The organism is Streptomyces sp. NPDC127129 (assembly GCF_042671585.1).
Lineage (GTDB): Bacteria > Actinomycetota > Actinomycetes > Streptomycetales > Streptomycetaceae > Streptomyces.
On record NZ_JBHXTV010000001.1, the window covers coordinates 508154 to 531698 of the forward strand.

The 23545-nt window shown below is 74.0% G+C and carries 23 protein-coding genes; 7 read left to right on the forward strand and 16 right to left on the reverse strand.

What is annotated here, in order from left to right:
* Window positions 1-4: 4 nt before the first annotated feature.
* The 6 genes from ACFVGW_RS02185 to ACFVGW_RS02210 all read right to left on the reverse strand — a co-directional run bounded on the left by ACFVGW_RS02185 (window position 5) and on the right by ACFVGW_RS02210 (window position 6779).
* Complete coding sequence (locus ACFVGW_RS02185; protein ID WP_385850366.1) at window positions 5-1813, reverse strand: alpha/beta hydrolase; 1809 nt, start codon at window positions 1811-1813, stop codon at window positions 5-7.
* Between the two features lie 56 nt (window positions 1814-1869).
* Window positions 1870-2016 (reverse strand): hypothetical protein, encoded by a 147-nt coding sequence (locus ACFVGW_RS02190; RefSeq protein ID WP_383289986.1) that lies wholly within the window; start codon window positions 2014-2016, stop codon window positions 1870-1872.
* 51 nt (window positions 2017-2067) lie between these two features.
* On the reverse strand, window positions 2068-2424 hold the full coding sequence (locus ACFVGW_RS02195; RefSeq protein WP_383219928.1) for a hypothetical protein: 357 nt from the start codon (window positions 2422-2424) through the stop codon (window positions 2068-2070).
* A 66-nt stretch (window positions 2425-2490) separates the two neighbouring features.
* Window positions 2491-3846 carry an amino acid permease gene (locus ACFVGW_RS02200; protein WP_385850554.1) on the reverse strand — a complete coding sequence of 452 codons (1356 nt, stop codon included), beginning with the start codon at window positions 3844-3846 and terminating at the stop codon, window positions 2491-2493.
* A gap of 219 nt (window positions 3847-4065) precedes the next feature.
* Complete coding sequence (locus ACFVGW_RS02205; protein ID WP_385850367.1) at window positions 4066-6246, reverse strand: phage holin family protein; 2181 nt, start codon at window positions 6244-6246, stop codon at window positions 4066-4068.
* Window positions 6247-6374: 128 nt separating this feature from the next.
* Entirely contained in the window at window positions 6375-6779 is a 405-nt protein-coding gene (locus tag ACFVGW_RS02210; RefSeq protein ID WP_385850368.1) for a hypothetical protein, read from the reverse strand.
* A gap of 306 nt (window positions 6780-7085) precedes the next feature.
* Here ACFVGW_RS02210 and ACFVGW_RS02215 point away from each other — a divergent pair, with 306 nt between their 5' ends.
* The gene (locus ACFVGW_RS02215; protein ID WP_385850369.1) at window positions 7086-7859 is read left to right on the forward strand and encodes an MBL fold metallo-hydrolase; all 774 of its coding nucleotides are present in this window, start codon (window positions 7086-7088) and stop codon (window positions 7857-7859) included.
* The gene (locus ACFVGW_RS02220) at window positions 7856-8527 is read left to right on the forward strand and encodes a DedA family protein (RefSeq protein WP_385850370.1); all 672 of its coding nucleotides are present in this window, start codon (window positions 7856-7858) and stop codon (window positions 8525-8527) included. Before ACFVGW_RS02215 ends, ACFVGW_RS02220 begins: the two co-directional genes overlap by 4 nt.
* On the opposite strand, the gene ACFVGW_RS02225 is transcribed toward ACFVGW_RS02220, so the two are convergent.
* The 3 genes from ACFVGW_RS02225 to ACFVGW_RS02235 all read right to left on the reverse strand — a co-directional run bounded on the left by ACFVGW_RS02225 (window position 8507) and on the right by ACFVGW_RS02235 (window position 13071).
* Entirely contained in the window at window positions 8507-9673 is a 1167-nt protein-coding gene (locus ACFVGW_RS02225) for an MBL fold metallo-hydrolase (RefSeq protein ID WP_385850371.1), read from the reverse strand. The two genes, ACFVGW_RS02220 and ACFVGW_RS02225, sit on opposite strands and share 21 nt — an antisense overlap.
* Before the next feature lie 40 nt (window positions 9674-9713).
* Window positions 9714-10946 (reverse strand): aminotransferase class I/II-fold pyridoxal phosphate-dependent enzyme, encoded by a 1233-nt coding sequence (locus tag ACFVGW_RS02230; RefSeq protein WP_385850372.1) that lies wholly within the window; start codon window positions 10944-10946, stop codon window positions 9714-9716.
* Window positions 10947-11223: 277 nt separating this feature from the next.
* Window positions 11224-13071 (reverse strand): transketolase, encoded by a 1848-nt coding sequence (locus ACFVGW_RS02235; protein WP_385850373.1) that lies wholly within the window; start codon window positions 13069-13071, stop codon window positions 11224-11226.
* A gap of 138 nt (window positions 13072-13209) precedes the next feature.
* Between ACFVGW_RS02235 and ACFVGW_RS02240 the strand changes: the two genes are divergently transcribed.
* From ACFVGW_RS02240 to ACFVGW_RS02250, 3 genes are all read left to right on the forward strand, one after another.
* The gene (locus ACFVGW_RS02240) at window positions 13210-13728 is read left to right on the forward strand and encodes a GNAT family N-acetyltransferase (protein ID WP_385850374.1); all 519 of its coding nucleotides are present in this window, start codon (window positions 13210-13212) and stop codon (window positions 13726-13728) included.
* Between the two features lie 98 nt (window positions 13729-13826).
* The gene (locus ACFVGW_RS02245) at window positions 13827-14663 is read left to right on the forward strand and encodes a methyltransferase domain-containing protein (protein WP_385850375.1); all 837 of its coding nucleotides are present in this window, start codon (window positions 13827-13829) and stop codon (window positions 14661-14663) included.
* Between the two features lie 21 nt (window positions 14664-14684).
* On the forward strand, window positions 14685-15032 hold the full coding sequence (locus ACFVGW_RS02250) for a VOC family protein (RefSeq protein ID WP_385850376.1): 348 nt from the start codon (window positions 14685-14687) through the stop codon (window positions 15030-15032).
* Between the two features lie 83 nt (window positions 15033-15115).
* On the opposite strand, the gene ACFVGW_RS02255 is transcribed toward ACFVGW_RS02250, so the two are convergent.
* Window positions 15116-15673 (reverse strand): Clp protease N-terminal domain-containing protein, encoded by a 558-nt coding sequence (locus ACFVGW_RS02255; RefSeq protein WP_385850377.1) that lies wholly within the window; start codon window positions 15671-15673, stop codon window positions 15116-15118.
* Window positions 15673-15882: a helix-turn-helix domain-containing protein gene (locus ACFVGW_RS02260; RefSeq protein ID WP_315894318.1), complete on the reverse strand. Its 210-nt coding sequence runs from the start codon at window positions 15880-15882 to the stop codon at window positions 15673-15675. Before ACFVGW_RS02260 ends, ACFVGW_RS02255 begins: the two co-directional genes overlap by 1 nt.
* A gap of 200 nt (window positions 15883-16082) precedes the next feature.
* Between ACFVGW_RS02260 and ACFVGW_RS02265 the strand changes: the two genes are divergently transcribed.
* The gene (locus ACFVGW_RS02265) at window positions 16083-17450 is read left to right on the forward strand and encodes an FAD-binding protein (RefSeq protein ID WP_385850378.1); all 1368 of its coding nucleotides are present in this window, start codon (window positions 16083-16085) and stop codon (window positions 17448-17450) included.
* Window positions 17451-17472: 22 nt separating this feature from the next.
* Here ACFVGW_RS02265 and ACFVGW_RS02270 read toward each other — a convergent pair whose 3' ends face one another.
* Entirely contained in the window at window positions 17473-19416 is a 1944-nt protein-coding gene (locus ACFVGW_RS02270) for a DUF5107 domain-containing protein (RefSeq protein WP_385850379.1), read from the reverse strand.
* Window positions 19417-19465: 49 nt separating this feature from the next.
* Window positions 19466-20371, reverse strand: coding sequence for an arginase family protein (locus tag ACFVGW_RS02275; protein WP_385850380.1), 906 nt, complete (start codon window positions 20369-20371; stop codon window positions 19466-19468).
* Between the two features lie 101 nt (window positions 20372-20472).
* Here ACFVGW_RS02275 and ACFVGW_RS02280 point away from each other — a divergent pair, with 101 nt between their 5' ends.
* Entirely contained in the window at window positions 20473-20805 is a 333-nt protein-coding gene (locus ACFVGW_RS02280; RefSeq protein ID WP_385850381.1) for a DUF6204 family protein, read from the forward strand.
* Here the strand turns inward: ACFVGW_RS02280 and ACFVGW_RS02285 are convergent.
* The 3 genes from ACFVGW_RS02285 to ACFVGW_RS02295 all read right to left on the reverse strand — a co-directional run bounded on the left by ACFVGW_RS02285 (window position 20789) and on the right by ACFVGW_RS02295 (window position 23483).
* Window positions 20789-21331 (reverse strand): GNAT family N-acetyltransferase, encoded by a 543-nt coding sequence (locus tag ACFVGW_RS02285; RefSeq protein ID WP_383219898.1) that lies wholly within the window; start codon window positions 21329-21331, stop codon window positions 20789-20791. The genes ACFVGW_RS02280 and ACFVGW_RS02285 overlap by 17 nt on opposite strands.
* Before the next feature lie 82 nt (window positions 21332-21413).
* Entirely contained in the window at window positions 21414-21767 is a 354-nt protein-coding gene (locus tag ACFVGW_RS02290) for a hypothetical protein (RefSeq protein WP_385850382.1), read from the reverse strand.
* Window positions 21768-22046: 279 nt separating this feature from the next.
* Complete coding sequence (locus ACFVGW_RS02295; protein ID WP_385850383.1) at window positions 22047-23483, reverse strand: MFS transporter; 1437 nt, start codon at window positions 23481-23483, stop codon at window positions 22047-22049.
* Window positions 23484-23545: the final 62 nt, after the last annotated feature.

A 23545-nucleotide genomic window follows, 5' to 3' on the forward strand; every position in this document is an offset into this window, starting at 1 on the left:
CGCGTCAGTACGCGGCGTCCCGGTGCTGGATGTAGCCGCGCAGCCTGGCCGTGTCGGCGGCCGTCCAGCCCTCCGGCGGGGCCACCGCCGCCCAGCCGTCCACGGCCCCCGCGCCGTAGCGGTGGCCGTGCGGTGCCTGCACCCCGTACGAGACGGCCATGTCGACCGAGGTCTGCCAGAAGGCGACGAAGGGGAACCAGTCGATCTCGGGGGTGATGTCCGGGCCGAGCGGGTCCGCGAGCCACTGGGGCCGGTCCAGGAGGAGATCCGGCGACCACCAGACGACCGGGTCCGAGGCGTTCTGCAGATAGACCGCGCGGGGCCACTGCCAGCGGGCCGGGGGCCGGCCGAGGTCGGCCGCCGGGAACTGCGCGAACCGCACCCGCGCGCCGCCCTCGTACTGCGGGCGCCACACGGGGCTGCCGGGGTCGCGGTCGCGGCGGATCTCCTGCGAGATCGGGGAGAAGTTCGGGGTCCCGAGCAGCAGGGCCCCGTCGGTGCGGGCGAGCAGGTCGTCGGGGCCGTCGAAGGACGCCTCGATCGCGTACGCGCCGAGGCTCTCGCCGGTGACCAGGAGCTTGGGCCGCCGCTCGGCGGGGAGTGCGTCGATGCGGGCGCGTACGGCCCGGACGAGCGCACGGGTGGCCTGGCCCGCCTTCTCCTTGTCGACGAGGAAGGAGACCCAGCTGGGCAGGTACGAGTACTGGACGGCGACGATCGCGGTGTCTCCGCCGTACATGAACTCCAGCGGCTCGGCCACGTTGGGGTTGACCCAGCCGGTACCGGTGGTGCCGGCGACGACGAGCACCCGGCGGTCGAAGGCGCCGGTGCGCTCCAGTTCGCGGACGGCGAGCCGGGCCTGGGCGGCGAAGGGGCGTTCGTCCTCGAAGGCGGCAGGCAGCGCGGAGGGTATGTAGACGCGGACGGGGTCGGCGGCGGCGGGTCGTCCGCTCACGGCGGTGACGCGGGCGCGGGTGGGGACGGAGCCGGTGAAGTTGCGGCCCTGGTAGCCGAGGTCCTGCCAGGGGATGAGGGAGCCCGGGCCGCCGGAGACGTACCGCGAGACGGGGCGGTGGATGCCGTCCTTCGTACCGCCGTTGGCCGCCTCCGCGATCCGGTCGGCGATGTCGACGACTCCCCGGTCGAAGACCACGTCCCGGACGCCGACGAGGACGGCGAGGGTGGACAGGAGCGCCCCGACGGCGAAGGCGACGGGCCTGGGCAGGAGCCGGCCGAGCTGACGGATCAGCTTCGCGGAGCCGAGCCGGACGGTGCGGGCCACGAGGAGGAGCGCGAGCAGCAGCGCGAGCGTCATGAGCGCGATCATCGGGGTGTGCCAGGTGAGCGCGGGCGGCAGGCCCTGCAGGACCCGGAGCTGACGCTGCATCCGGGCGCTCTCGGAGATGAGCCACACCGAGAGGACCACGGCGATCACCCAGTACACCTGCCAGCATCTGGCCCGTGTCCGCTCGCCGGGACGTCGGCGCACGAGCGCCCGGAACAGCCAGGCGGCACAGGAGCCCAGCGCGTAACCGATGGCCGCGGTGATGCCTCCGACGACGCCCTGGAGGTACCAGGGACGCGGGACGAGCGAGGGGGTGAGGGAAGCCCAGAAGAAGAGCGTGGCGACGCCGAGCGCGGTGAGGTCGGGCCAGCGGCGGATCAGGTACGAGGGGTCGGGGCGGTCCCAGTAGGGATGCCGCGCGACGGAGACGAGCCGGGTGCCGAGCGCCCTCTTCGGGAGGAGTGGGGCGCGGCGGCCGACGGGGCCGGCGGACCGATCGGGAGGCGTGTGCCGGTCGGTCGAGGTCATCGGCTCAGCCTCGCTCACCGCCCGGCGATTCCGCAACGCGGTCCGCCGGCGCTCTTCTAGCCGGCGGGGCGCTCGTCCCGGGCCGGCGCGGGTTCGGGTTCGCGGACCGCGGCGCGTTCCGGCTCCACGGGGGCGACGCGGGCGTCGCGGGCGGCCTCGGCGCGCAGCAGGGCGCGCAGCACGACGAAGGGGTCGACGGGCATGGTGAAGCTCCTTGCGGTGGGGGGTGAGGTGCTGGGAGAGGTGGGGGCCTCTCAGCAGCGCATCACCACACACCGGCGGGCCTCGCCACGCGGGCGGGGTACGGGTACGGGGGTGCCGGCCCGGACCACGGCAGCGGCCGGGTGCGCGACGCGGACGCGGATGTCGCCGTACCGCCGGCGGAGCCGTCCGGGCGCCGTGGCCTCGCCCTCGGCGACCTCGTGCGTCTCCCCGCCGAGGTCGGGCGCCTGACTCGCGGACGCCGGCCTGGCCTCCGTGGCGGCCGGGCAGACGGCGCCGGCGCCGACGCCGAACAGGGCGGCGAGCACCAGCGCCAGGACGAGCACGGCACGCCGGGCCACACCCGCCGGAGCGGCGGGTTCGGTACGGGGCTCGGGCGCGGGGCTCATGGACTTGCGTACTGCCCCGTGGCGGGCCCGGCGTGCCGGTGAGGGCGGTGGATCCGCCCGGGCGGCCTACGCGCGCAGGCCCGGATTCACGCGCTCGGACGCGCCGTCGGCCGCTTCGTCAGCCGCTGTTTCGGCCGCTGCTTCGGCCGCTTCGTCGAAGGCCTCCCGCCGGACCTTGCGGGCCGACATCCACGCGTACACGAGGACCCCGGCGAAGAGGAACAGCACTCCCTGGTAGACCGCCGCGTAACCCGAGCCCGCCACCAGCCACATGGAGAAGCCGAAGGCGGCCGCGGCCAGGACCCCGTCACGGACCAGACGGCCGCGGTCGACGCGCTCGGAGTGGCCGGAGAGCAGGAAGTAGATCTGCGCGGCGGTCGACAGGAGGTACGGGACGGTCGCGGTGAAGGTGGTGACAAGGACCAGGATCTCGAAGACGCCTTCGGTGCCGACCGTGTAGTTGTAGACCGTCAGGAGCGAGGCGAGGACGACGGTCACGATGACGCCGACCGTGGGGACGCCACGCCGCTTGCGTGCGAAGACCTTCGGGAAGAGACCGTCGCGCGCCGCCGCGTACGGGGTCTGGGCGCTGAGCAGCGTCCAGCCGTTGAGCGCGCCGAGCATGGAGACGAGGGCCATGCAGGCGATGGCGGTGCCGCCCCACGAGCCGCCGAACATGGCGTTCACGGCGTCCGAGAACGGTGCGGAGGAGTCGACGAGCCGGTCGTGGGCGACCGTGCCGAACACGGCGACCGTGCCGAGGAGGTAGATCGTGGCCGCGCCCAGGGTGCCGAGGACGGTGGCGCGGCCGACGTTGCGCCGCGGGTCGCGGACCTCGCCGGCGCTGACGGCCGCCGACTCCACGCCGAGGTAGCTGAAGAGCAGGATCGCCGCGGAGGCGGAGACGGCGCCGAGCGCGCCGCCGTCCCCCGCCCGGAAGGGCCCGAGGTTGGCGCTGTCGAAGAAGAACAGCCCGCCGACGGCGACCAGGAGGAGCGGGACGAACTTCAGGACGGTCGCCACCAGCTGGACGGCGCCGACGTAGCGGGTGCCCGCGAGGTTGGCGAGCGCCGGCAGCCACTGGAGCGTGAGCGCGGCGGCGATGGTGGCGGCCGTCGACTCGTGCACGGGGATCAGCACGTCGAGGTAGCCGACGGCGGCCACGGCGAGGGCCGCGTTGGAGACCCAGGCGGTGATCCAGTACGACCAGGCGGCGAGGAATCCGGCGAAGTCGCCGAAGGCCGCGCGGGCATAGACGTAGGGTCCGCCGGTCTGCGGGTGGCGGTGGGCGAGCCGGCCGAAGACGAGGGCGAGGGCGATGGCGCCGAGGGTGAGGACGCCGAAGGCGACCAGGCTGATCGTGCCGTACGGGGCGACGGAGGCGGGGAGCAGGAAGATTCCGCCGCCGATGATGTTGCCCATGACCAGGGCGGTGGCGATCGGCAGTCCGAACCGCCGGGCATGCTTGTTCCGTTCCCCGGGGACCCCGGAGGTGCCGGAGGTCTCCGGGGTCTCCGAGGTGTCCGAGGTGTGTGAGGTATCGACCGTGGACCGGTCGGACAGGGCCGTGCTCATGGGGGGTGGTGCGCCTCTCGTCGTGCAAACCCGGACATGGTCCGGCACGTGAGACGCACCACCAAATCAGCTCTTTTTCTCCCGTACGACCGGCCCGTCAACCGGAAGAAACGCTTCCGCATCACTGTCGGGCGGGGAAATCTCCAGCGGCACCTGCGGACCCGCGCACTCCCACAGCCAACGCCTGAGCACCTGGTGCAGCTGTTCCGCGCCCACCAGCTCGCCCCCGTCCGGTACCGGCGCGGAAAGGTCCACGGGGGAGAGCAGGAAGGGGCGCGCCTGCTCTCCCCCGAGGCCGCCGTGCGAGCCGATCTGCTCCTCGAAGGCGTGGACCGTGCCCCTCGCGGGGTCGTACATCGAGTTGACCATGATGTCGGCGACGTGCGGGAAGCGGTCGGTGCGCCGGACCGCGTCCGCCGCACCGGGCCCGAAGACCGCGAGCGGCCCGTCGTCGGCGAGTTCGGCGACCGGCACCTCCGCCCCGTCCCGCCCCAGGACGACCGAACCGTGCTCGGCGCTCGCGACGAGCAGGAAGCCGACGCCGGGATGGTCGGCGAGTGTCCGCAGCAGCGCGGGATGGCGGCGGTCGATCTCCTCACGGGTCATCCGGTGCGGCACTCCGGGGAACGAGATCAGCCCCAGGTTTCCCGAGGCGAGCACGATCGGCTCGGCCTCGTCCCGCTCGTGCTCCCCCACCAGCTCCCCCGCCCCCTCGCCGTCCTCGTCGACCGGCCGGTGCAGGGCGCTGCGCAGCGCGTCACGGGCCGCGTCCCTGGCCTCGGAGCCTCCCCCGGACTCCGCCTGGGGGTGCCCCCGGCGGGTGCGCCGGACCCGGCGCGGCACGGGAAGCCCGCACCCGACGCGTACGAGGTCCCGCAGGGACAGCCCGTACGCCCCTTCGAAGGTCGCGCCGGGGCTCTGGCCGTGGTCGGAGAGGAGCACGATCCGGTACGGACGGGGTGCGTGCTCGGCGACCTTGGCGATCAGCGCGATCGAGCGGTCGAGCCGGGCGAGGACCCGGTCGGTGTCGTGGCCGTGGGGGCCCGAGTGGTGCGCCACCTCGTCGTACGCGACGAGGTCGGCGTAGACGGCGGTCCGCCCGGCCAGCAGGTCCCCGATCACCGCGGCGACGACCACGTCCCGTTCCACGACGGTGGCGAAGGCCCGGACGAAGGGGTACGCGCCACCGCGCGACACCCTCGGCGTCTCCTTGCCCAGCCGCGCCCGCGTCGACTGCGCCACCTCACGGACGGCCTCCGCGACGAAGGAGCCGGCCGTGCGGACGGCGTTGGCCGGGTCGGAGAAGTACGCGAAGTAGCCGGCCCGGGAGCGGTTGCGGCGGCCACGGCGGGCGGCCATGGACAGGACGAGCGCGAGCTGGTCGGCGCCGCCGCTGAACAGGTTGCCGCGCGAGGCGCCGTCGACGGTGAGCAGCCCGCCGTCCCCGGTGCGGGCTATGGCCCGCCGCTGGAGCTCCACGGCGCTCGCGGGCCTGTTGGAGACCATCAGCCGGCCGGTGTCCTTCTCGTACCAGCGGAAGGCGGGCACGTCCTCGTTGGAGCCGTGCAGGATGCCGAGCTGGCTGGCGCCGGTCTGGCTGGACCAGTCGGTGCGCCAGGGGGTGAGCCGGTGGGTGGTGTCGAGCCAGCCGGCGACGGTCGGCATCAGGCCGTCGGCGACGGCGTCGCGGAGCACCCGGTGGCCGACGCCGTCGAGTTGCAGGAAGAGCGTGCCGGGGACGGGCTCGGAGTCCGCGGTGACGGCACGGCGGCGCGTGCGGGCGGCGAGCCGGTAGAGGCGGCGGCGGTAGGCGTCGTCGTCGCGCACGGCGAGCGCGGTGGAGGTCGCCGAGGCGACGGCCGACATGACGGCGGCGACCACGACGGCCGTCTCGGGGTCGGCGGCGCCGCGACCGTCGGGGACCAGCCAGAGCGCGATCAGCAGCAGCGAACCGTTGAGGAAGAAGACCAACAGGCCGAGGACGAGGGCCGGTACGAGCAGCAGCGCGCGGACGACGACGGGCCACACCAGCGCGCTGAGGAGACCGAAGGCTCCGGCCGCCCACACGGCGGTGAGGGCGGTGCGGGTGATGCTGTCGCCGTCGGCCGACTGGAGTTCGAAGTCGGGCAGCAGCCCGGCGAGGGCCAGCACGGTCAGGGTGGAGACCGCCCAGACCACGATCACCCGCGCCAGGGCGCTCCCCGCGGTCCGCCATCGGCCGGTGGTACGCCATCGCCCGTCACCCACGCGTGGTTCACCTTTCACCCGTTACCTGACTCAAGCGTGGCACATCACCCAGGGGGCGCAGCCAGGGCGGGGAGGGGGCGGAGCGGGGCGGAGCGGGGCGGAGCGGGTGCGCCGGGGAGGGACACCCGCTAGCAGCCGTCGTAGCCGGCCGTGGGCATGGAGAGGCGGCGGTGCACGTCGGCCTTGGCCGCGGCGTCGTACGACGGCTCGTCCAGACCCGCGGTCTCCAGTCGTACGCCACGGCGCCCGCACTCCGCGACAAAGCCCGGCACGTCGGTCAACGCCCGGGACAGGACGCGTTCGTTGGGCGCGACGAAGAGGTCGACATGGCCGTCGTCCACGTCCGCCCAGAGCGCGGCGTGGTCGGGCCGGATCCCGTAGAAGAGCAGCTGTCTCGCCACCACGTAGCCCTTGTCCAGGGCCCAGCGGGCGCACATGGCGTGCTGGCTGCGCGAATCGACCAGGAAGGGGTCGCTGTCGAGTTCCTCGAGCGGGGTGAGGCTGGCGATCGCCGCCACCCGAACGTCGTCCATGGCCCGACCCTACTCCGATCGCGGGGACCCGAGGAGGGCCCTCCTCGCGTAGGGCCGGACCTCAGGGCGGTGAGGAGTAGCCGCAGGTGTGGCAGATCCTCCAGCCGTCCTGGGTGACGGCGAGGACGCCCCCGCAGCGCGGACACTGCGCCGAATTGCAGGTCGTCCCCATCGTGCTCACCGCGACTCCCATCCCCTTGCTGACGGATGGCTACCCCCGCGAACCGCCGTAGACGCCCCGCGTCGCCCGCTTCGGGCATTTACCCTCGTGACAAGTGGAGTGCCGAGCGGAAGGGCGGCGGGCCGGTGGAGATCACCTGGTGGGGTCATGCCACCTGCACGGTCGAGGACTCCGGCGTCCGCTTCCTCACCGATCCGCTCTTCGCCCGCCGGCTGGCCCATCTGCGGCGCAGGCGCGGCGCGCTGCCGCCCCCCGAGGCCGGGCGCGCCGAGGCGGTGCTCGTCTCCCATCTGCACGCCGACCATCTGCATCTGCCGTCGCTCGCCCGCCTGACGCCCGGGACGCGGCTGATCGTCCCGCGCGGTGCGCCCGCGGCGGTCGCGGGGCTGCGCAGGCTCGACGGGCGGGGGCTGCGGCTGACGGAGGTCGGCCCCGGTGACTCGGTGACGGTGGAGGGCGTGACCGTACGGGCCGTTCCGGCGCTGCACGACGGACGGCGCCTGCCCGTCGGACCGCACCGCGCCCCCGCGCTCGGGTATGTCGTCGAGGGCGAGGCGCGGACGTACTTCGCCGGTGACACCGGGCTCTTCGACGGGATGGCCGAGGCGGTCGGACCGGTGGACGTGGCGCTGCTGCCGGTCGGCGGCTGGGGGCCGTATCTGGGACACGGTCATCTGGACGCGGGGCGCGCGGCGCGGGCGCTCGCGGAGCTGTGCCCGGCGGCGGCGGTCCCGGTGCACTACGGCACGTACTGGCCGATCGGGATGGACGCCGTGCGACCGCACGAGTTCCACGCGCCGGGCGACGAGTTCGTCCGGCACGCGGCGCGGCTCGCGCCGAAGGTGGCGGTGCATCTGCTCGGCCACGGCGAGCGCGTGCGGCCCGAGGTCGCCCGGTGATCGACGCTCTGCTGCGCGCGGCGGGTGACCTGCCGCCGGAGTCGACGCAGCAGGCGGTCGGCCTTCCTTCGCTCTTCCTGCTCGTGGCGCTCGGCGCGCTGGTGCCGGTGGTGCCGACCGGGGCGATCGTCAGCTCGGCGGCGGTGGTGGCCTTCCACCAGACGTCTCCCTTCGCCCTGCTCAACGTGTTCCTGGTGTCGGCCGCCGCCGCGCTCCTGGGTGATGTGACGCTGTACTGGCTGGGGCGGCGCGGAGTCCGTTCCAGGAACGGTTCGCGGTGGCTGGCGGTGCTGCGGGGGCGGGCGGCCCCGGACCGGCTCGCGCAGGCGCAGGAGAAGCTCGACACGCATCAGGTGTCGGTGCTCGTGCTGTCGCGTCTGATTCCCGCGGGCCGGATCCCGGTGATGCTCGCGTGTCTCCTCGCGGAGGTGCCGCTGCGGCGGTTCGTGCGCGGGGACCTGCCCGCGTGCCTGGCGTGGGCGGCGACGTACCAGCTGATCGGGATCCTGGGCGGTTCGCTGCTTCCGGAGCCGTGGCAGGGCGTGCTGGCGGCGGTGGGTCTGACGGTGCTGGTCAGCGCAGCTCCGGCGCTGTGGCGGCGGTTGCGGGGAGCCGGGCGGCGGGGAGCGGGGCGGCGGGGCGACAGGTCAGGGAACGAGCACGCGTGAGGCGCCGACCGGGAGGTCCCAGAGGTCCTCGCGGGGCAGGCCGGCCCGCTCCCAGGCGGCCCGGACCCGGGTGAGCGGTTCCAGGACCGGCTCGGAGGAGAGCACGAACGTCGCCCAGTGCATGGGGGCCATCCGGCGGGCGCCCAGGTCCTGGAAGGCACGGACGGCCTCCTCGGGGTCGGTGTGGACGTCGCTGAGCCACCAGCGGGGGTCGTAGGCGCCGATCGGGAGCAGGGCGAGGTCGAGCCCGGGGTGTCGGGCGCCGATCTCGGCGAACCAGTGGCCGTAGCCGGTGTCTCCGGCGAAGTACACCGAGCGCCCTGCGCGGTCGGCGAGCACCCAGCCGCCCCACAGCGAGCGGCAGGTGTCCAGGAGGGTCCGCTTGGACCAGTGGTGCGCGGGGACGAACTCGATCCGCACGCCGTCGAGTTCGGCCGCCTCCCACCAGTCCAGCTCGGTGACGCGGCTGAACCGGCGGCGGACGAACCAGCGGGCGAGACCGGCGGGGACGAAGACCGGGGTGTCCTTGGGGAGCCGCTGGACGGTCGGGGCGTCGAGATGGTCGAAGTGGTTGTGGCTGATGACGACGGCGTCCACGGGCGGCAGGTCCTCCCAGCGGACCCCGACGGGGGTGATCCGGGCGGGTGTGCCGAGGATGCGGCGGGACCAGACGGGGTCGGTGAGCACGGTGAGGCCGCCCACGCGCAGGATCCAGCTCGCGTGGCCCGCCCACGTGACGGCGAGGGTGTCGGGTCCGGCGTCGGGCAGCGGGCCGGGGGCGAAGGGCAGCAGCGGGATGTCGCGGAGCCCTTCGGCGCCGGGGCGCACGGCGCCTTCGCGGGCGAGGCGGGCCATGGCACGGACCCCGGGGAGCGGGGCGGTGAGGCGCTCGGCGAAGTCGCGGGGCCAGTCGGTCCGGACCCGGCCGAGGGGCTGGAGGACCGGGCCCGGAGCGGGCGCGGGGGCAGGGGCGGAGGCGGGGGCAGGGGCAGAAGCGGGGGCAGGGGCGGAAGCGGAGGCGGAGGCAGGGGCGGAGGCGGGGGCAGGAGTGGAGGCGGGTGTGGGAGTGGCCGCGTGCGCGGTGGTGGTCCGGCCGTCGCGTACGGAGCGCGGGGCCTGCGTCGGCCGTGCCGTCCGTTCCGTCATCTGCGGGCTCCGTTCTACGCGGTTCGTCGGGACGGTCGTGTCACCGGAGCTCTTCCAGAGCTTCGGCGAACGACCTCAACGCGGCTTCCACGTGCGGCAGTTCCACCGGGTTCGCGGAGGTGAGGGACTCCATCAGCTCCTCCTCGGTCGAACCAAGGAAGGCGCCGGTGTCGAAACGCACCCGCAGGGCGCCGAGTTCGTCGCCGAAGCGGTGGCCGCCGGGGACGGGGGTGCCGAGCCGGCGGCCGAGGTGGTTCTCCAGCTCCATGGAGTCGGTGACGCCCCGGACGGCGAGTCCGGACCGCAGCGGCCCGAGGTCCGCGTAGAGGTGCCGGCCGGCCTGCGGCGGCCTGGCGAGGGCGCCGGCGGTGAGGACCGCGCGGTGGGCGGCGGTGCCCACGCGGGCGTAGAGGGCGGAGGCGAGGGCGGCCCGTACGGCGACCTCCTCCGGCTCGTCGAGGGCGTGGGCGGCGGCGGGGGCGACGGGTCCCGCGACGAAGGCACCGAGCGCGGTGAGGATGTCCAGGGTGCGGGCGCGCGGGTCGGTGTACCGGTCCGCGCGGTCGGGGCCGGTGGGCGGGAAGCGGGCCACGGCGCAGGGCCAGGCCGCCGGGGCGAGGGCGCCGGCCAGGTCGTACAGGACGGTCACGTCGTCGGGACACATCTCCGCGGGGCTGAGCAGCACGGTGTCGTGGCGCTGGTGCAGGGTGTCGCGCCAGGTCTCGTCGCTGATGATGTGCAGCCCCTCGGCGACGGCGGCCTCGCACGCCTCGCGGACCAGCTCGGGCGGGGCGACGGTGGCGGTCGGGTCGTCGGCGACGGAGAGCAGCAGCAGCCGGGGCCGGCCGCCCTCCGCGCGGACCCGCCGGACGGTTTCGAGGAGGGCGTACGGGTCCGGCACGCCACCGCACTCGGCGGGGGTGGGCACGTGGTAGGCGGGGCGGCCGAGGAGCCGGGCCTGCGGGGTCCACCAGGCGGGACAGGGCCGGGGCAGCAGGATGTCGCCGCCATGGGCGGCGATCAGGGCGAGCATGAGGGGCTGGGCACCGGGTGCGGCGACGACGTCCTCGGCGTGGGTCCGCAGCCCGCGCCGCCACCAGTAGCCGCTCGCGGCCTCGCGGAGCACGGGCCCGCCGCCCGGCGGTTCGACGGCGGTGCGCCCCGCGGCGGCGGCCAGGATCGCGGCGAGCCCGGGCAGCACGGGCAGACCGGGCTCCGGGGCGGGTGGTCCGTAGCGCACCGGGCCGCGCCCTTCCGGGGCCGTCTGCCGCATCTCCCGCACCTCCCGAACACCGGCCGCCGCCCCGTACGGCGCCTCAATGCCCTTTATACGAAGGTTGAGGAGGGTTCGCCGCCTCAGAGGGCACCGACCGCGCCGCGGACACGGGAGCGGGGGCGCCGCCGCGCGGCGCCGGGACCCGGGGCGGAGCCGCCGAAGGACCCGCCCTGCCGCCCTGGAGGGCCGGGTCCCCGTTCCCGGCCGGGACGCGCAGGGCCGTCCGGGTGAACGCCGGGCCGAGCGGGGCGGGGCGGGCGGATCGCGGGCGCGCTCAGCGGACCAGGATCCGTTCGAGCATCAGCTCGACCGCGGAGACGATCGCGTCCGCGTCGATGCCCGCGTCGTGGAGCTGCTCCTCCGGGGTCGCCGAGGTGGGCATGGAGCGGACGGCGAGCCGGGCCAGGCGGGGCACCCCGCCGTGGCCGTTGGCGTACGCCTCGGCGACGGCGTCGCCGAGACCGCCCTCGGGCCGGTGGTCCTCCACCGTCAGGACGCAGCCGGTCGTCCCGGCCGCGTCGTCGAGGGTGGCTGTGTCGACCGGCTTGACCGAGTAGAGGTCGATCACCCGCACCGGCAGCCCGTCGCCCTCCAGCCGGTCGGCCGCCTTCAGGGCCTCCGGCACGGTCACCCCGGCCGCCACGATCGTCGCCCGGTCGTCCTCGCCGTGGCTGCGGAGCACCTTGCTCCCGCCGACCGGGAACTCCTCGTCCGGCCCGTAGACGACGGGCGTGGCGCCGCGTGTGGTGCGCAGGTAGCGGACGCCGTCCAGGTCGGCCATGGTCGCGACGAGCCGCGCCGTCTGGGGGGCGTCGCACGGGTAGAGGACGGTGCTGCCGTGGACCGAGCGCATCATCGCCAGGTCCTCGAGTCCCATCTGGCTCGGCCCGTCCTGGCCGATCGAGACACCGGCGTGCGAGCCGACCAGGTTGATCCCGGCCCTGCTCACGGCGGCCATGCGGATGAAGTCGTGGGCGCGGGTGAGGAAGGCTGCGAAGGTCGAGGCGTACGGGACGTAGCCGCGCGCCTGGAGGCCGACGGCGGCCCCGACGAGCTGCTGCTCGGCGATCCAGCACTCGAAATAGCGCTCGGGGTGCGCCTTGGCGAACTTCTCGGTGCGGGTCGAGTCACCGACCTCGCCGTCGAGCGCGACGATGTCGCCGCGCGTCTGCCCGAGGGCGGCGAGAGCCTGTCCGTAGGCGTCCCGGGTCGCGACCTTCTCGCCCCGGTCGTACGTCGGGAGGTCCGGCGTACCGTCCGGGGCCGGCCGGGACACCAGAGCGGCGGGCGGGTCGGTGACGCGGACTCTCAGGTCCCGGTATCCGCCGAGTTCGGCGATGGCGGCCTCGGCGTCCGGGAGGGGCTTTCCGTGCTTGCCCTCGCGGTTCTCGACGGCGGCCACGCCGCGTCCCTTGCGGGTGGCCGCGAGGACGGCCGTGGGCCGGCCGACGGTCGCGCGCGCCTCCCGCAGGGCCTCGTCGACGGCCTCCACGTCATGGCCGTCGATCCGTACGGTGTGCCAGCCGAAGGCCTCCAGGCGCCCGGCGTAGGCGCCGAGGTCGTGCTGGTGGCGCGTGGGGCCGCGCTGGCCGAGCCGGTTGACGTCGACGATCAGGGTAAGGTTGTCGAGACCGCAGTACGCGGCGTGCTCGACGGCCTCCCAGACGGAGCCCTCGGCCATCTCGCTGTCGCCGCTGACCACCCACACCTGGTACGGGACGCGGTCGAGGAACTTCCCCGCCAGCGCCATGCCGACGCCGACGGGCAGCCCCTGGCCGAGCGAGCCGGTGGCGACGTCGACCCAGGGCAGCCGGGGCGTGGGGTGGCCTTCGAGGAGGCTGCCCGCCTGCCGGAAGGTCAACAGCTCCGGCTCGCCGACGACGCCGGCGGCCCGGTACATGGCGTAGAGCAGGGGCGAGGCGTGCCCTTTGGAGAGCACGAGCCGGTCGTTTCCGGGGTGGTCGGGGCGGTCGAAGTCGTAACGCAGATGGGTGAGCAGCACGGCACCGATCTCGGCGGCCGACATGGCGGACGTCGGATGACCGGAGCCGGCCGCGTCGGTGGCGCGCACGGAGTCGACACGGAGCTGCTGGGCGAGCGAGGACATCGTTTCGTACCGCATCGAATGCCTTCCTCCATCGGTGCGCGGCGGCGTCCGGTCACCGGCGGTCCCACACCGCCCGAGTACCCAGGCCCCGACTCCGTATGCCCCGGGAAAGCCGCTCGCCCGGGGCGTCGGCGCCCGTCGAGAATGCGGTGCATGTCGATCCGTGCAGCACTCCCCGCGGACGCGGCGGCGATCGCCGCCGTCCACGTCCGGTCCTGGCAGGCGGCCTACCGCGACCTGATCCCCCAGTCGTACCTCGACGGTCTGGACGTCGGGGAGCGGGCCGCCGTCTGGTCGGCCCGGCTGGAGGCGCCGGCGCCCGCCCCGGTGCTGGTGGCGACCGAGGCCGGGGGGCGGGTGGTCGGATTCTGCTGCTTCCGGGCGTGGCCGGACGCCGACCTCGACGCCGCCACCACCGGGGAGATCGCCGCGCTCTACGCGCTCCCCGAGGTGTGGGGCTCGGGGGTGGGCCGGGGCCTCCTCGCCGCGTCCGAGGAGGCGCTGGCGGCGGACGGGTTCCGCGAGGCGGCGCTGTGGGTCCTCGCGGACAACACCCGGGGGCGCCGCTTCTACGAGGCGGCGGGCTGGCGGCCGGACGGAACGGTCGTCCAGGACACGACGGCGGGCCGGACGCTCGACGAACTCCGGTACCGGAGGCTCCTGTTCACCTGAACGGCTCGTCGACTTCGTCCGCATCGCGAGATTGCTATCTCACGATGCGGGTGATGCGCGTACCGTTGCCGTACCCACTCAGACGAGGGAGTCCGGTCATGACGTATGCCGCCGAAGAGTCCAGTCCTCACGAGACCGCCGTCTACACCCACGGGCACCACGAGTCGGTGCTGCGCTCGCACAGCTGGCGCACCGCCGCGAACTCCGCGGCGTATCTGCTGCCCGAGCTGCGGCCCGGCCTGGACGTCCTGGACGTGGGCTGCGGCCCCGGCACGATCACCGCGGATCTGGCGGCGCTGGTCGCGCCGGGGCGGGTGACCGCGGTCGACGCCGCCGAGGACGTCCTGGACAAGGCGCGCGCCGTGGCGGCCGAACGCGGCCTGGAGAACGTGGAGTTCAGGGTCGCCGACGTCCACGCCCTGGACTTCCCGGACGACTCCTTCGACGTCGTCCACGCCCACCAGGTGCTGCAGCACGTCGGCGACCCCGTGCGGGCGCTGCGCGAGATGCGGCGCGTCTGCCGTCCGGGCGGGGTGGTCGCCGCGCGGGACAGCGACTACGGCGCCTTCGCCTGGTACCCGGAGCCGCCCGCCCTCGGGGTCTGGCAGGAGCTGTACCACCGGGTCGCGCGGGCCAACGGCGGCGAACCGGACGCCGGGCGGCGGCTGTTCTCCTGGGCGCGGCGGGCGGGGTTCACCGACGTCACGACGACGGCCGCCACCTGGTGCTACGCGACGCCGGAGGAGCGGGCGTGGTGGAGCGGGCTGTGGGCGGACCGGACGACGGAGTCGGTCTACGCGAAGCTGGTGGTGGAGGGCGGTCACGCCACGGCGGACACGCTGCGCGCGATCGCCGACGCGTGGCGGGAGTGGGGCCGGCAGGAGGACGCCTGGTTCATGGTCCCGCACGGCGAGATCCTCTGCCAGGTCTCCTGATCCTCAACTAGGCTCGTCCGCATGGAGATTCTGGGGACCACTCTTCGTGTCTGCGTCGACGAGCTCGAACCCGCCGTGGACTTCTACGAGCGGCTCACCGGCTCCCCCGCCCTCCGCTTCGAACGGGGCGGGGTGTCGGTGGCGGCCGTCGGCTGCTTCCTCCTGATGAGCGGGCCGGAGGCGGAGCTGGAGGTCCTGCGCAAGGTCTCCGCGACCATCTCCGTCCAGGACGTGGACGCGGCGTTCACCGCGCTGGCGGAGGCGGGCGCCAAGATCCTGGCCGGCCCGGTCCCGACGCCGGTGGGCCGCAATCTGATCGCGGTCCACCCGGACGGTTCGGTCTTCGAGTACGTCGACCGGCGGTCCTGAGCCGCCCGCCGCGCGGCGGGCGGGCCGTTCTCCCGTACGGCGGCGCGGTCGCGCTGACGCACAGCTGCGCGGTCGCGTCCGGCTCAGGCGGCTGACGCGCCCTGCCCGAGGGCGCGTTCCACCGCCGCGTAGGTGATGCCGTGGTCGGCGAGGACCTCGGCGACGACGCCCGGGCGGGCGGTCAGGGCGAGCAGCAGGTGCTCGTCGCCGATCACCTTCTCGCGGCGGCCGAGGCAGATCCGCAGCGTGCGCTCCAGGACACTCGCCGCCTCGCGGCTGAACGTGGGCCGTCCGAAGCGCCGGGAACCCCCCTCGCGGTCGTCGGCGAGGGCCCCGGGGCCGTGGGCCTCCTCGACGCGGGCGACGATCTCCGGCACGTCGATCCCGAGACCCGCCAGCGCCTCCATGTCGGCCTTCGACAGACCGCCCCGCCGATGGGCGTCGGAGAGCTCCGCCTCGAGCGAGGCACGCCGGTCGGTCGCGCCGAGGGCCCGCAGCACGAAGGACGCCTTGGTCCCCTCCGCGTCGAGCAGCGCGAGCAGCAGATGCTCCTCGGTGACCGTGGCGGCGCGGCCGCGCCGGGCCAGCTCCACGGCCTCGATGACCACCGCCCGGGCCCCTGCCGAGAATCGCTCGAACATCAATGCCTCCCGTACTTCTTGTGCACGGCCTGACGGCTCACACCCAGCTCGGCCGCGATCTCCTGCCAGGACCAGCCCTGTGCGCGGGCACTGCGCACCTGGACGGCCTCCAGCTGTTCGAGGAGCCGCCTCAGGGCGGATACGGCGCGCAGTCCGACCCGGGGGTCCCGGTCGCCCGCCCGCGCCGCGAGATCGGTCGCATCGGTCATGACGTCAACCTACGTTGACGCACCCTTCCTGTCAACCAAGGTTGACATCGGGTCCCGAATCGACCGAAGGCGGCCGAATTCGCGAAATTCGATGAACACACCCACCGAAAAATGATCACATTGTGCGGGAACTGTGCACACGCACCGAGTTCCTTTCACCACGCCGATCTGGAGTCACCATGACGCCTCCTCATCCCCCTGTGCCACAGCCGGGTTCAGCCGCCCCCACGGGCGTCGGCCCTGCCGCCTTCGACGCGGTTCCCGCGCTGGACGGAGAGCTGCGCTTCGACACCGCCGCACTCGACGCGGCGTCCACCGACTTCGGCGGCCTGGTCCGCCTGCCTCCCGCCGCGGTCCTCAGAGCCGGCTCGGTCGAGGACGTCGCCACGATGGTGCGCCACTGCCGGGAGCGCGGTCTGAAGGTCGCACCCCGCGGCCAGGGACACTCGACCAACGGTCAGGCGCAGGTGCCCTCCGGCCTGGTCGTCGACCTCGGCACGCTGGATGCCGTCGAGATCCACGATGACACCGCCGTGGTCCAGGCCGGGGCCCTCTGGAGCTCCGTGGTCCGGGCCTCCCTGGCCCGTGGCCTCACCCCGCCCGCCTTCACCGACTACCTGGAGCTGTCCGTCGGCGGCACCCTGTCGGCCGGAGGCCTGGGCGGGCAGATCGGCCACCACGGCACACAGGCCGACACCGTCCGCGAACTCCAGGTCGTGACGGGAGAGGGCGACATCGCGACCTGCTCCCCCACCGTGCGCCCCGACCTCTTCCGCGCCGCCCTCGGCGGCCTCGGGCAGTGCGCGATCATCACCCGCGCCACGCTCTCCCTGATCCCCGCGCCGCGCTCGGTCCGGTTCTACACCCTGACGTTCCGGAGCGTCGCCGAGCTCACGGCCCAGCAGGCCCGGCTGATCGGCGAAGGACGGTTCGACTACCTCATCGGCCAGACCCGGCCCACGCCGGACGGCTGGGTGTACCGGGTGGAGGCCGCCGCCTACGACGGGACCACCGACGACGACGCCCGGCTCACGGACGACCTGGACGCCCTCTCTGTCGAGGCCCAGGACGTCCCGTACTTCGACTTCGTCAACCGTCTCGCCGCGATGGTGGACGCCTTCACGGCCATGGGCGAGTGGTCGCTGCCCCACCCCTGGTACGACGCTCTGCTCCCCGCCTCACGGGTGAACGCCGTCGTCACCGACACGCTCGCCGACCTCAAACCGCAGGCCATCGGCGCGAGCGCGGTCATCCTGCTCTACCCCGTGCTCACCACCAAGTGCCGCACCCCGCTCCCGGTCATGCCGGACGAGGAACTCGCCTACCTCTTCTCGATCCTCAAGACCGCTTCCCCGGGCGCGGATTCCGCCGACGAGATGGTCGCCGCGAACCGCCGCCAGTACGACACCACGGTCGAGGCCGGCGGCTGCTGGTACCCCATCGGGTCGGTCCCCCTCACCAAGGACGACTGGGTGCGCCACTTCGGCGGCTTCTGGGACGAGTTCGAGGCCGCGCGGCACCGCTACGACCCCGACGGCGTCCTCACCCCCGGACAGCGCATCTTCTGACCGGGGGACCGTCGCCGGGGCCTCAGGGACGCATCCGGAACTCGTAGCGGTCCGGCAGCGGCTCGTCCGTCAGCAAGGACCAGACCTCGCCCAGGATCTCGGCGCCCTCCCGCAGGTCCGCCACCTCGAAGCCCTCGTCGAAGACGGCACGGGCCTCGGCCTTCCTGCCCTCGGCGATGAGGAGGCGGGCCTCCAGGAGGCGGAACGCACCACGGGCGCGCACCGCCTCCGGCAGGCCGTCACGGAGCGCGCGGGCCCCGGCGATCCTCCCTGCCTCCAGGAGCGCGGTGAGGGTCTCGCGGCCCAGGGCCGCGGTCACCACCTCGTCGGCGTCGGCGGGCAGGGCGCCGAAGGCCTCGGCGTACCGTTCGGCGGCGCGCGCCGGGTGTCCGCCGTCCCGGTCGGCGACGGCCAGGCAGTACAGCAGGGCCCAGCGCATGCCCTCCTGCCGGAGCCCGCGCTCCCAGCTCCGTACGGCCTGGGCCAGATCGCCGGCACGCCACTGCGCGAGCCCGAGGTGGTACTCGGTCAGGGGTACGGCGGGAGCGGTCTCCAGCATGTCCCGCCAGTGGTCCGCGACCAGGGACGGCCCGGGCACGTCGCCGCCGGCGGGCTGCGGCAGGGCGCCGGTGCGGAGCAGCTCCAGCCAGGGCTTCTGCTCCTCCCCCAGGGTCGATTCGGGGAACGGCGTGCCGGGCAGCTCATGCCCCGAGCAGAGGACCTCGAGGGCTCCCCAGCCCGATCCGACCCCGAGCACCGTCGTCGGCTCGGCGTCCGCCGGGCCGTCCCGCCATGCCTCGTGGGCGGCGTCGACGGCTGCGCGTGGCAGGGCGGACTCCAGGGACCGCTCCACCTCCGCGCGGGCCGCCGCCCAGTCCTCTCCGTGCACGGCCCCGCGCTCGGCGGCCAGCGGCCCGTACGCCTCCAGCCAGCTGAACTCCTCTCCGCCCTCCAGCTTCAGATGCTCCAGCTGCGTACGGGCGAGGCCCGCCTGTATCTCGGCGTAGCCCGGCGCGCCGGGTTCCGTGAGCCACCGCTGCCAGCGCCGCCCGCCCCGGGACGAGCCCCAGAGGAACAGCTTGCGCCCGCGCGGCAGGTCGGTCGACGTCTGGACGAGCCCCGCGCCGCCGTCGTCGACGGCGGCGATCCAGCGCCGCTGCGGGTCGGCGAGGTCGTAGAAGTAGTCGGCGGGCAGGGTGCCGTGCTCCGGATACGTGTGGTCCGCGCCGTCCTCGCCGCGCGGGACGGGGACGCGGCGCAGGCCGCGCTCGTATCCGTGGAGCCAGGCCTCGTCGGCGGGGGCGAGGATCCGGCGGTCCTCCGGGACGGCGGTGTTGGACCACCAGTAGACCGGGACGGCCCGCTCGTGCGGGTTGCGGATCCGCACGCCCACGTGGAGGAAGTCGGAGCCCTCGGGCAGCCACAGGTCGACCTGGAAGGGCAGGTCGCGCAGTCGCTCCCACTCCCACAGCCGGAGCATCTCCCCGCCGTCGGGGGACGGGACGATCGCGGCGTGCAGCGGCGCGCAGGAGAGGGTGGTGTGGCCGGTGGCGCCGATGTTCCACTCGATGCCGCCGGCGAACCAGGCACCGTTGAGGGCGAAGGCGGCGGGCTGGAACACCGGGTTGCGGTGCACGAGTTCACGCCCGGTGGGCTTGTGGTGCAGCGAGTGGACGCGGCCGCCCAGGCCGGGCAGCACGGTCGCCCGCAGCCGGTCGTTCTCGACGACGATCGCGTCGAATTCCGTGTCCACGCGCTCGCGTCCGTAGCCGTCCCGGAGCGGGACGGGCAGCACGGTGCGCAGGGGTGCGTACCCGAGCTGCCGGGCCATGTCGCGCGGCAGCCCTTCCGCGGCACGGGCGTCGACCGTCGGGGTCCCGTCGAGGGTGCGCAGGGCGGGCAGCGGGTTGTCCGGGCCCAACGGGGCGGCGGGCAGGGTCAGTACGGCACGTCGTACGGTCGTCATGTCGGCCATGGAACACGGCGGACGGGCGGCCGACCAGGGGGTCTGTCCGTCAGTCTTCGGCAAAGGCGGCGACCACGACGTCCGTGAGCAAGGCTCCGGCGGTACCGTCGGGGTCGAGATCGGGGTCGTAGATCGTGACGTTGAGCCCGACGCAGCGCTCGGCGCGGACCAACGTCCGCAGCAGGGGGACGAGTTCGTCGGGGAAGAGGCCTTCGGGGTCGGGGCTGTCGACGGCCGGCATCACGGCGGGGTCGAGGACGTCGGCGTCCAGGTGCACCCAGAAGCCGTCGAGCTCCGGGGCCCCGAACGCCGTGACCGTGGCGGCGGCGAGGTCGGCCGGGCCCCAGGCGCGCAGGTCGGCGACGGTGACGACGGGGACCTTCAGGGCGCGCAGTTCGACGAGTTCGGGATCGTCCTGGTACGCGTCACGGATGCCGAAGAGCCGGACGTCCTCCTCTCGGAGGTAGGGCCCCAGGCTCTCCAGGTCCGTGAGGTCGGCCTGGCCGCGCCCGGTCGCGAGGGCCAGCTCCTCGCCTCCCGCGGCACCGACGCCGTCGGAGTTGCCGGGGTGGCGGAAGTCGGGGGAGGCGTCGACGGCGGCGAGCCCGTAGCGTCCGATGCGGCGCAGGGCGAGCGAGGCGCCGAGCTGGATCGAGCAGTCGCCGCCGAGGACGAGCGGGAAGTCGCCGGCCCGTACGTGGTGCTCGATCCGGTCCGCGAGGGTGCGGGTGTACGTGGCGAGCGCGGCCGCGTTGAAGACGCCGTCGCCCTCCTGCCAGTCGCCCCGGTCGTAGCGCGGCGGGACGACCACGCCGCCCTCCAGAGCGCCGAGCCGCTGGACGATCCGGTTCTCGCGGAGGGCTCCGGCCAGCTTGTGACAGCCGGGGACGGTGCCGGGGACCGGCGGACGCAGGCCGAGGTTGGACGGTGCGTCGAGGGCAACGATATTCCGCATGCGCCTCATCCTCGCCGCCGTACTCTGGATCTTCAACGCCTTTGACGACCACGCTCCGCACAGCACGGCGCTGCGTGAAGAACGACGTGAGGACCAGGAGAATGACCACCCAGCACACCTACCGGGTGATCGTGCGCGGCACGTTCGAGGGGCTCTCGGAGGAGGGCCGGTCCCGGCTGCTCGCCGAGGCCGACGCGCACGGCATGTCGGCGATGCGGTTCACCCCGGAGGGTTCGCTCGCCTACGACCGGACGCTGAAGCACTTCTCGTACCGCCTGGTCGTCCTCTCGGACGCGGCGGACGGCGAGGAGATGGCCGGAGCGATCGCCGAGGACCGGGTGGAGACGGCGCTGAGGGAGCTCGGGCACGGCCACGGCGAGCTGAAGTCCACCGTCACGGACATGGACACCATGAAGATCAACTACAAGCGGTGACGGCCCAGCGCTCGTGGTCCCGCCAGGCGCCGTCGATGTGGAGCATGGCGGGCGAGAACCCTTCGAGCCGGAAGCCGGCCCGGAGTACGAGCGCGCGGGATGCGGCGTTGCCGGGCTGGATGTTGGCCTCGAGCCGGTGCAGTCCGAGGGGCCCGAAGGCGTACGGGAGGAGCAGGCCGAGCGCCTCGCCCATCAGGCCCCGCCCTGCCGCGTGCGCGAAGGCGCCGTAGCCGAGGGCGCCGCTGAGGAACGCGCCGCGGACGATGTTGTTGATGTTGACGAACCCGGCGATCCCGCCCCGCGCCTCGCGATCGCACACGAGGAAGCCGGCCCTGGCGGGGTCGTCGGTCAGGGCGCGCGCGTAGGCGGCGAAGGTCTCGGGCCGGTCGGGCGGGAAGAGCCAGGGCCGGTGCAGCTCCCGGCTCTCGCGCGCCCGCGCGGTGAACTCCTCGGCGTCGTCGAGGGAGTAGGGCCGCAGGCCCACCCGTGGACCGGCGGTGAGGTACTGACCAAGATCGTCGGACATGCCCTCAGGCTACGGGGACCGGGATCGCCGGTGGAGACGGCTACGGCTACGGCTACGGGCAGCGGAGGAACCGGCGGCGGCATCAGCGGCGGGCCGAGGTGACCCGGGCCGGGCAGCTCTCGCCCTTCTTCACGACGCCGATCACGACCGTCGTCCGGCCGTCGGTCACCGCGCCCTCGGTCGGGTACTGCGTGCACACCTGCCAGTTCGGCGGCCAGAGCACCCGCCTGTCACGGCCGCCGACGTCATGGACGTCGAGACGGGTGCGGGGATCGAGGGCGGTGAAGACCCGCCAGAGGCCCTTGCCGAGGAGATCGGGCATCGGCCGGTCGTCCGTGCCCGGCGCCTTCTCCCCCGGCGCCTCCTCCGCCGTCGCTACCGCCATGGCCGCGAGCGCGACGACGGCGCCCGCGCCCAGGAGCGCCGCCTTCCTCATGAACGCCGCCGGTCCGCCGCGTGGCGGCCGCACTCCGCGCCCGGCACGCTCACCCGCGCGACGCGGCCGGGCACGGCCGGCCGCGTGGCGCAGGCGCACGGGAGGGGTCCGGAGCGCCGGTGGCCGTCGGCGCTCGCTGTCTCGGTGGGACTCATGCCCGGACCTCTCCTCCGTCGTACGCGGCCGCCCCCGTGGGACCAGGATGGAGGGATCCGGTCCGCACGGGGGCGGTGGAAGGGGCCGTACGGGTGAGGGTGCGGCCTCTCCCGCCGTGCCCGGTCAGTGGTGGGCGAGGACCAGCTGCGGCTCGTCGGCGTCCGCGTCGGCCGCCTCGGCCGGGTCGGGGCGCTGGATGAGCAGCGCGGTCACGACGCCGATGCCGAGCAGGGCGAGCGCCGTGTACATCGCGTGCTGGTAGCCCGCCTCCGTCGGACCGCCCGCGTCGCTGCCCGCGGTGATCATCGCGGAGGCCAGGGCGATGCCGAGGGAGGCTCCGATGCCGAAGCAGGCACCGTTGAGACCGGAGAGCGAGCCGGGCTTGTCCTTGGGGGCCGTGGTGACGGCGAGGCCGTTGAGGCCGGTCAGCATGAAGCCGCCGTACGTCACGCCGAGGGCGGCGAGCGAGGCGACGAGGATCCACTCGTCGTGCAGGAAGAAGGTGGCGACCAGGAAGATCGCGAAGTTGGCGATCGCGCCGGTGACGACGATCCTGCGCCAGCCGATCTTCGGGCCGAGGCGCCCGGTCAGCGGCGCGGAGATCACGCCGATGAGCTGGATCGGGGTGAGGAAGAGGACGGCCGCGGTCACGGCGGAGAGGCCGAGGCCGACCTGGCCGTCCTGCGAGAAGAGCGGGATGGTCAGCGCGACGGCACCGAAGGCGCCGCCCAGGGTGCAGACGGTGGTGAGGAGCAGCGGCCAGGCGCGGCGCGAGGCCAGGACCTCGATGTCGATGACCGGGTTGGCGGCGCTCTTCTGCGAGACGACGAAGAAGACGAGCGAGGCGAGGCCGCCGAGCAGGAAGCCGAGCGTGAGGACGGAGGTCCAGCCCCAGGCGCCGCCCTGGGCGAGGCCGACGAGGACGCCGGTGAGGCCGAGCGCGAGGGCCGCGATGCCACGGGAGTCGAAGCGGCCGTCGGCGGCGGTGGCCGGGACGTCCGGGACGTACTTCCGGACGCCGATCAGGCCGGCGACGGCGATCAGGGTGGAGCAGACGAAGATGCCGCGGAAGCCGATGGTGTCGGCGATCTGGCCGCCGGCGATGGCGTCGACACCGGCGAGGCCGCCGTTGACGGCCGTGATGATGCCCGCGGCCTTGCCGAAGCCTGCCGGGGTGAGCAGCTGGTTCAGGGTGAGGAAGGCGAGCGTGAACATCGCGGCGGAGATGCCCTGGAGGATGCGGCCCGCGATGAAGAGCTCGATGTTCGGCGCGAAGACGCAGAGCAGGTTGCCGGCGATCAGGACGACGGCACAGACGATCATCATCGGCTTGCGGCCGCGCTGGTCGCTGAGGCGGGCGAGGGTGACCTGACCGATGGCCGCCATCAGGAAGAAGAGGGTCTGCGAGAGACCGGCGGCGGCCGTGGTCGTGCCCAGGCGCTCGATGACATCCGGCAGGGCGGGGCTCAGCATCGTGGCGTTGATCTGGTACCCGAGGACGGCGAGCACCATCGCCAGGAGCATGGGCCCGCGGCCCTTGAGGTCGGATGTGGCTGACATGTGGGCCCCTTTGCCGTGGATGTCATTCGATGAAACCGAGCTTGTCAGACAAGTAACGCCAG

Bases quoted from the DNA above. Each gene is read 5' to 3' on its own strand.
- ACFVGW_RS02275 (WP_385850380.1), bottom strand. From the start codon at position 20,371: ATGCGGAATATCGTTGCCCTCGACGCACCGTCCAACCTCGGCCTGCGT.
- ACFVGW_RS02290 (WP_385850382.1), bottom strand. From the start codon at position 21,767: ATGAGGAAGGCGGCGCTCCTGGGCGCGGGCGCCGTCGTCGCGCTCGCG.
- ACFVGW_RS02240 (WP_385850374.1), top strand. From the start codon at position 13,210: ATGTCGATCCGTGCAGCACTCCCCGCGGACGCGGCGGCGATCGCCGCC.
- ACFVGW_RS02250 (WP_385850376.1), top strand. From the start codon at position 14,685: ATGGAGATTCTGGGGACCACTCTTCGTGTCTGCGTCGACGAGCTCGAA.
- ACFVGW_RS02230 (WP_385850372.1), bottom strand. From the start codon at position 10,946: ATGCGGCAGACGGCCCCGGAAGGGCGCGGCCCGGTGCGCTACGGACCA.
- ACFVGW_RS02295 (WP_385850383.1), bottom strand. From the start codon at position 23,483: ATGTCAGCCACATCCGACCTCAAGGGCCGCGGGCCCATGCTCCTGGCG.
- ACFVGW_RS02245 (WP_385850375.1), top strand. From the start codon at position 13,827: ATGACGTATGCCGCCGAAGAGTCCAGTCCTCACGAGACCGCCGTCTAC.
- ACFVGW_RS02270 (WP_385850379.1), bottom strand. From the start codon at position 19,416: ATGACGACCGTACGACGTGCCGTACTGACCCTGCCCGCCGCCCCGTTG.
- ACFVGW_RS02285 (WP_383219898.1), bottom strand. From the start codon at position 21,331: ATGTCCGACGATCTTGGTCAGTACCTCACCGCCGGTCCACGGGTGGGC.
- ACFVGW_RS02195 (WP_383219928.1), bottom strand. From the start codon at position 2,424: ATGAGCCCCGCGCCCGAGCCCCGTACCGAACCCGCCGCTCCGGCGGGT.
- ACFVGW_RS02210 (WP_385850368.1), bottom strand. From the start codon at position 6,779: ATGGACGACGTTCGGGTGGCGGCGATCGCCAGCCTCACCCCGCTCGAG.
- ACFVGW_RS02255 (WP_385850377.1), bottom strand. From the start codon at position 15,673: ATGTTCGAGCGATTCTCGGCAGGGGCCCGGGCGGTGGTCATCGAGGCC.
- ACFVGW_RS02225 (WP_385850371.1), bottom strand. From the start codon at position 9,673: ATGACGGAACGGACGGCACGGCCGACGCAGGCCCCGCGCTCCGTACGC.
- ACFVGW_RS02190 (WP_383289986.1), bottom strand. From the start codon at position 2,016: ATGCCCGTCGACCCCTTCGTCGTGCTGCGCGCCCTGCTGCGCGCCGAG.
- ACFVGW_RS02235 (WP_385850373.1), bottom strand. From the start codon at position 13,071: ATGCGGTACGAAACGATGTCCTCGCTCGCCCAGCAGCTCCGTGTCGAC.
- ACFVGW_RS02185 (WP_385850366.1), bottom strand. From the start codon at position 1,813: ATGACCTCGACCGACCGGCACACGCCTCCCGATCGGTCCGCCGGCCCC.
- ACFVGW_RS02260 (WP_315894318.1), bottom strand. From the start codon at position 15,882: ATGACCGATGCGACCGATCTCGCGGCGCGGGCGGGCGACCGGGACCCC.
- ACFVGW_RS02280 (WP_385850381.1), top strand. From the start codon at position 20,473: ATGACCACCCAGCACACCTACCGGGTGATCGTGCGCGGCACGTTCGAG.
- ACFVGW_RS02200 (WP_385850554.1), bottom strand. From the start codon at position 3,846: ATGGGCAACATCATCGGCGGCGGAATCTTCCTGCTCCCCGCCTCCGTC.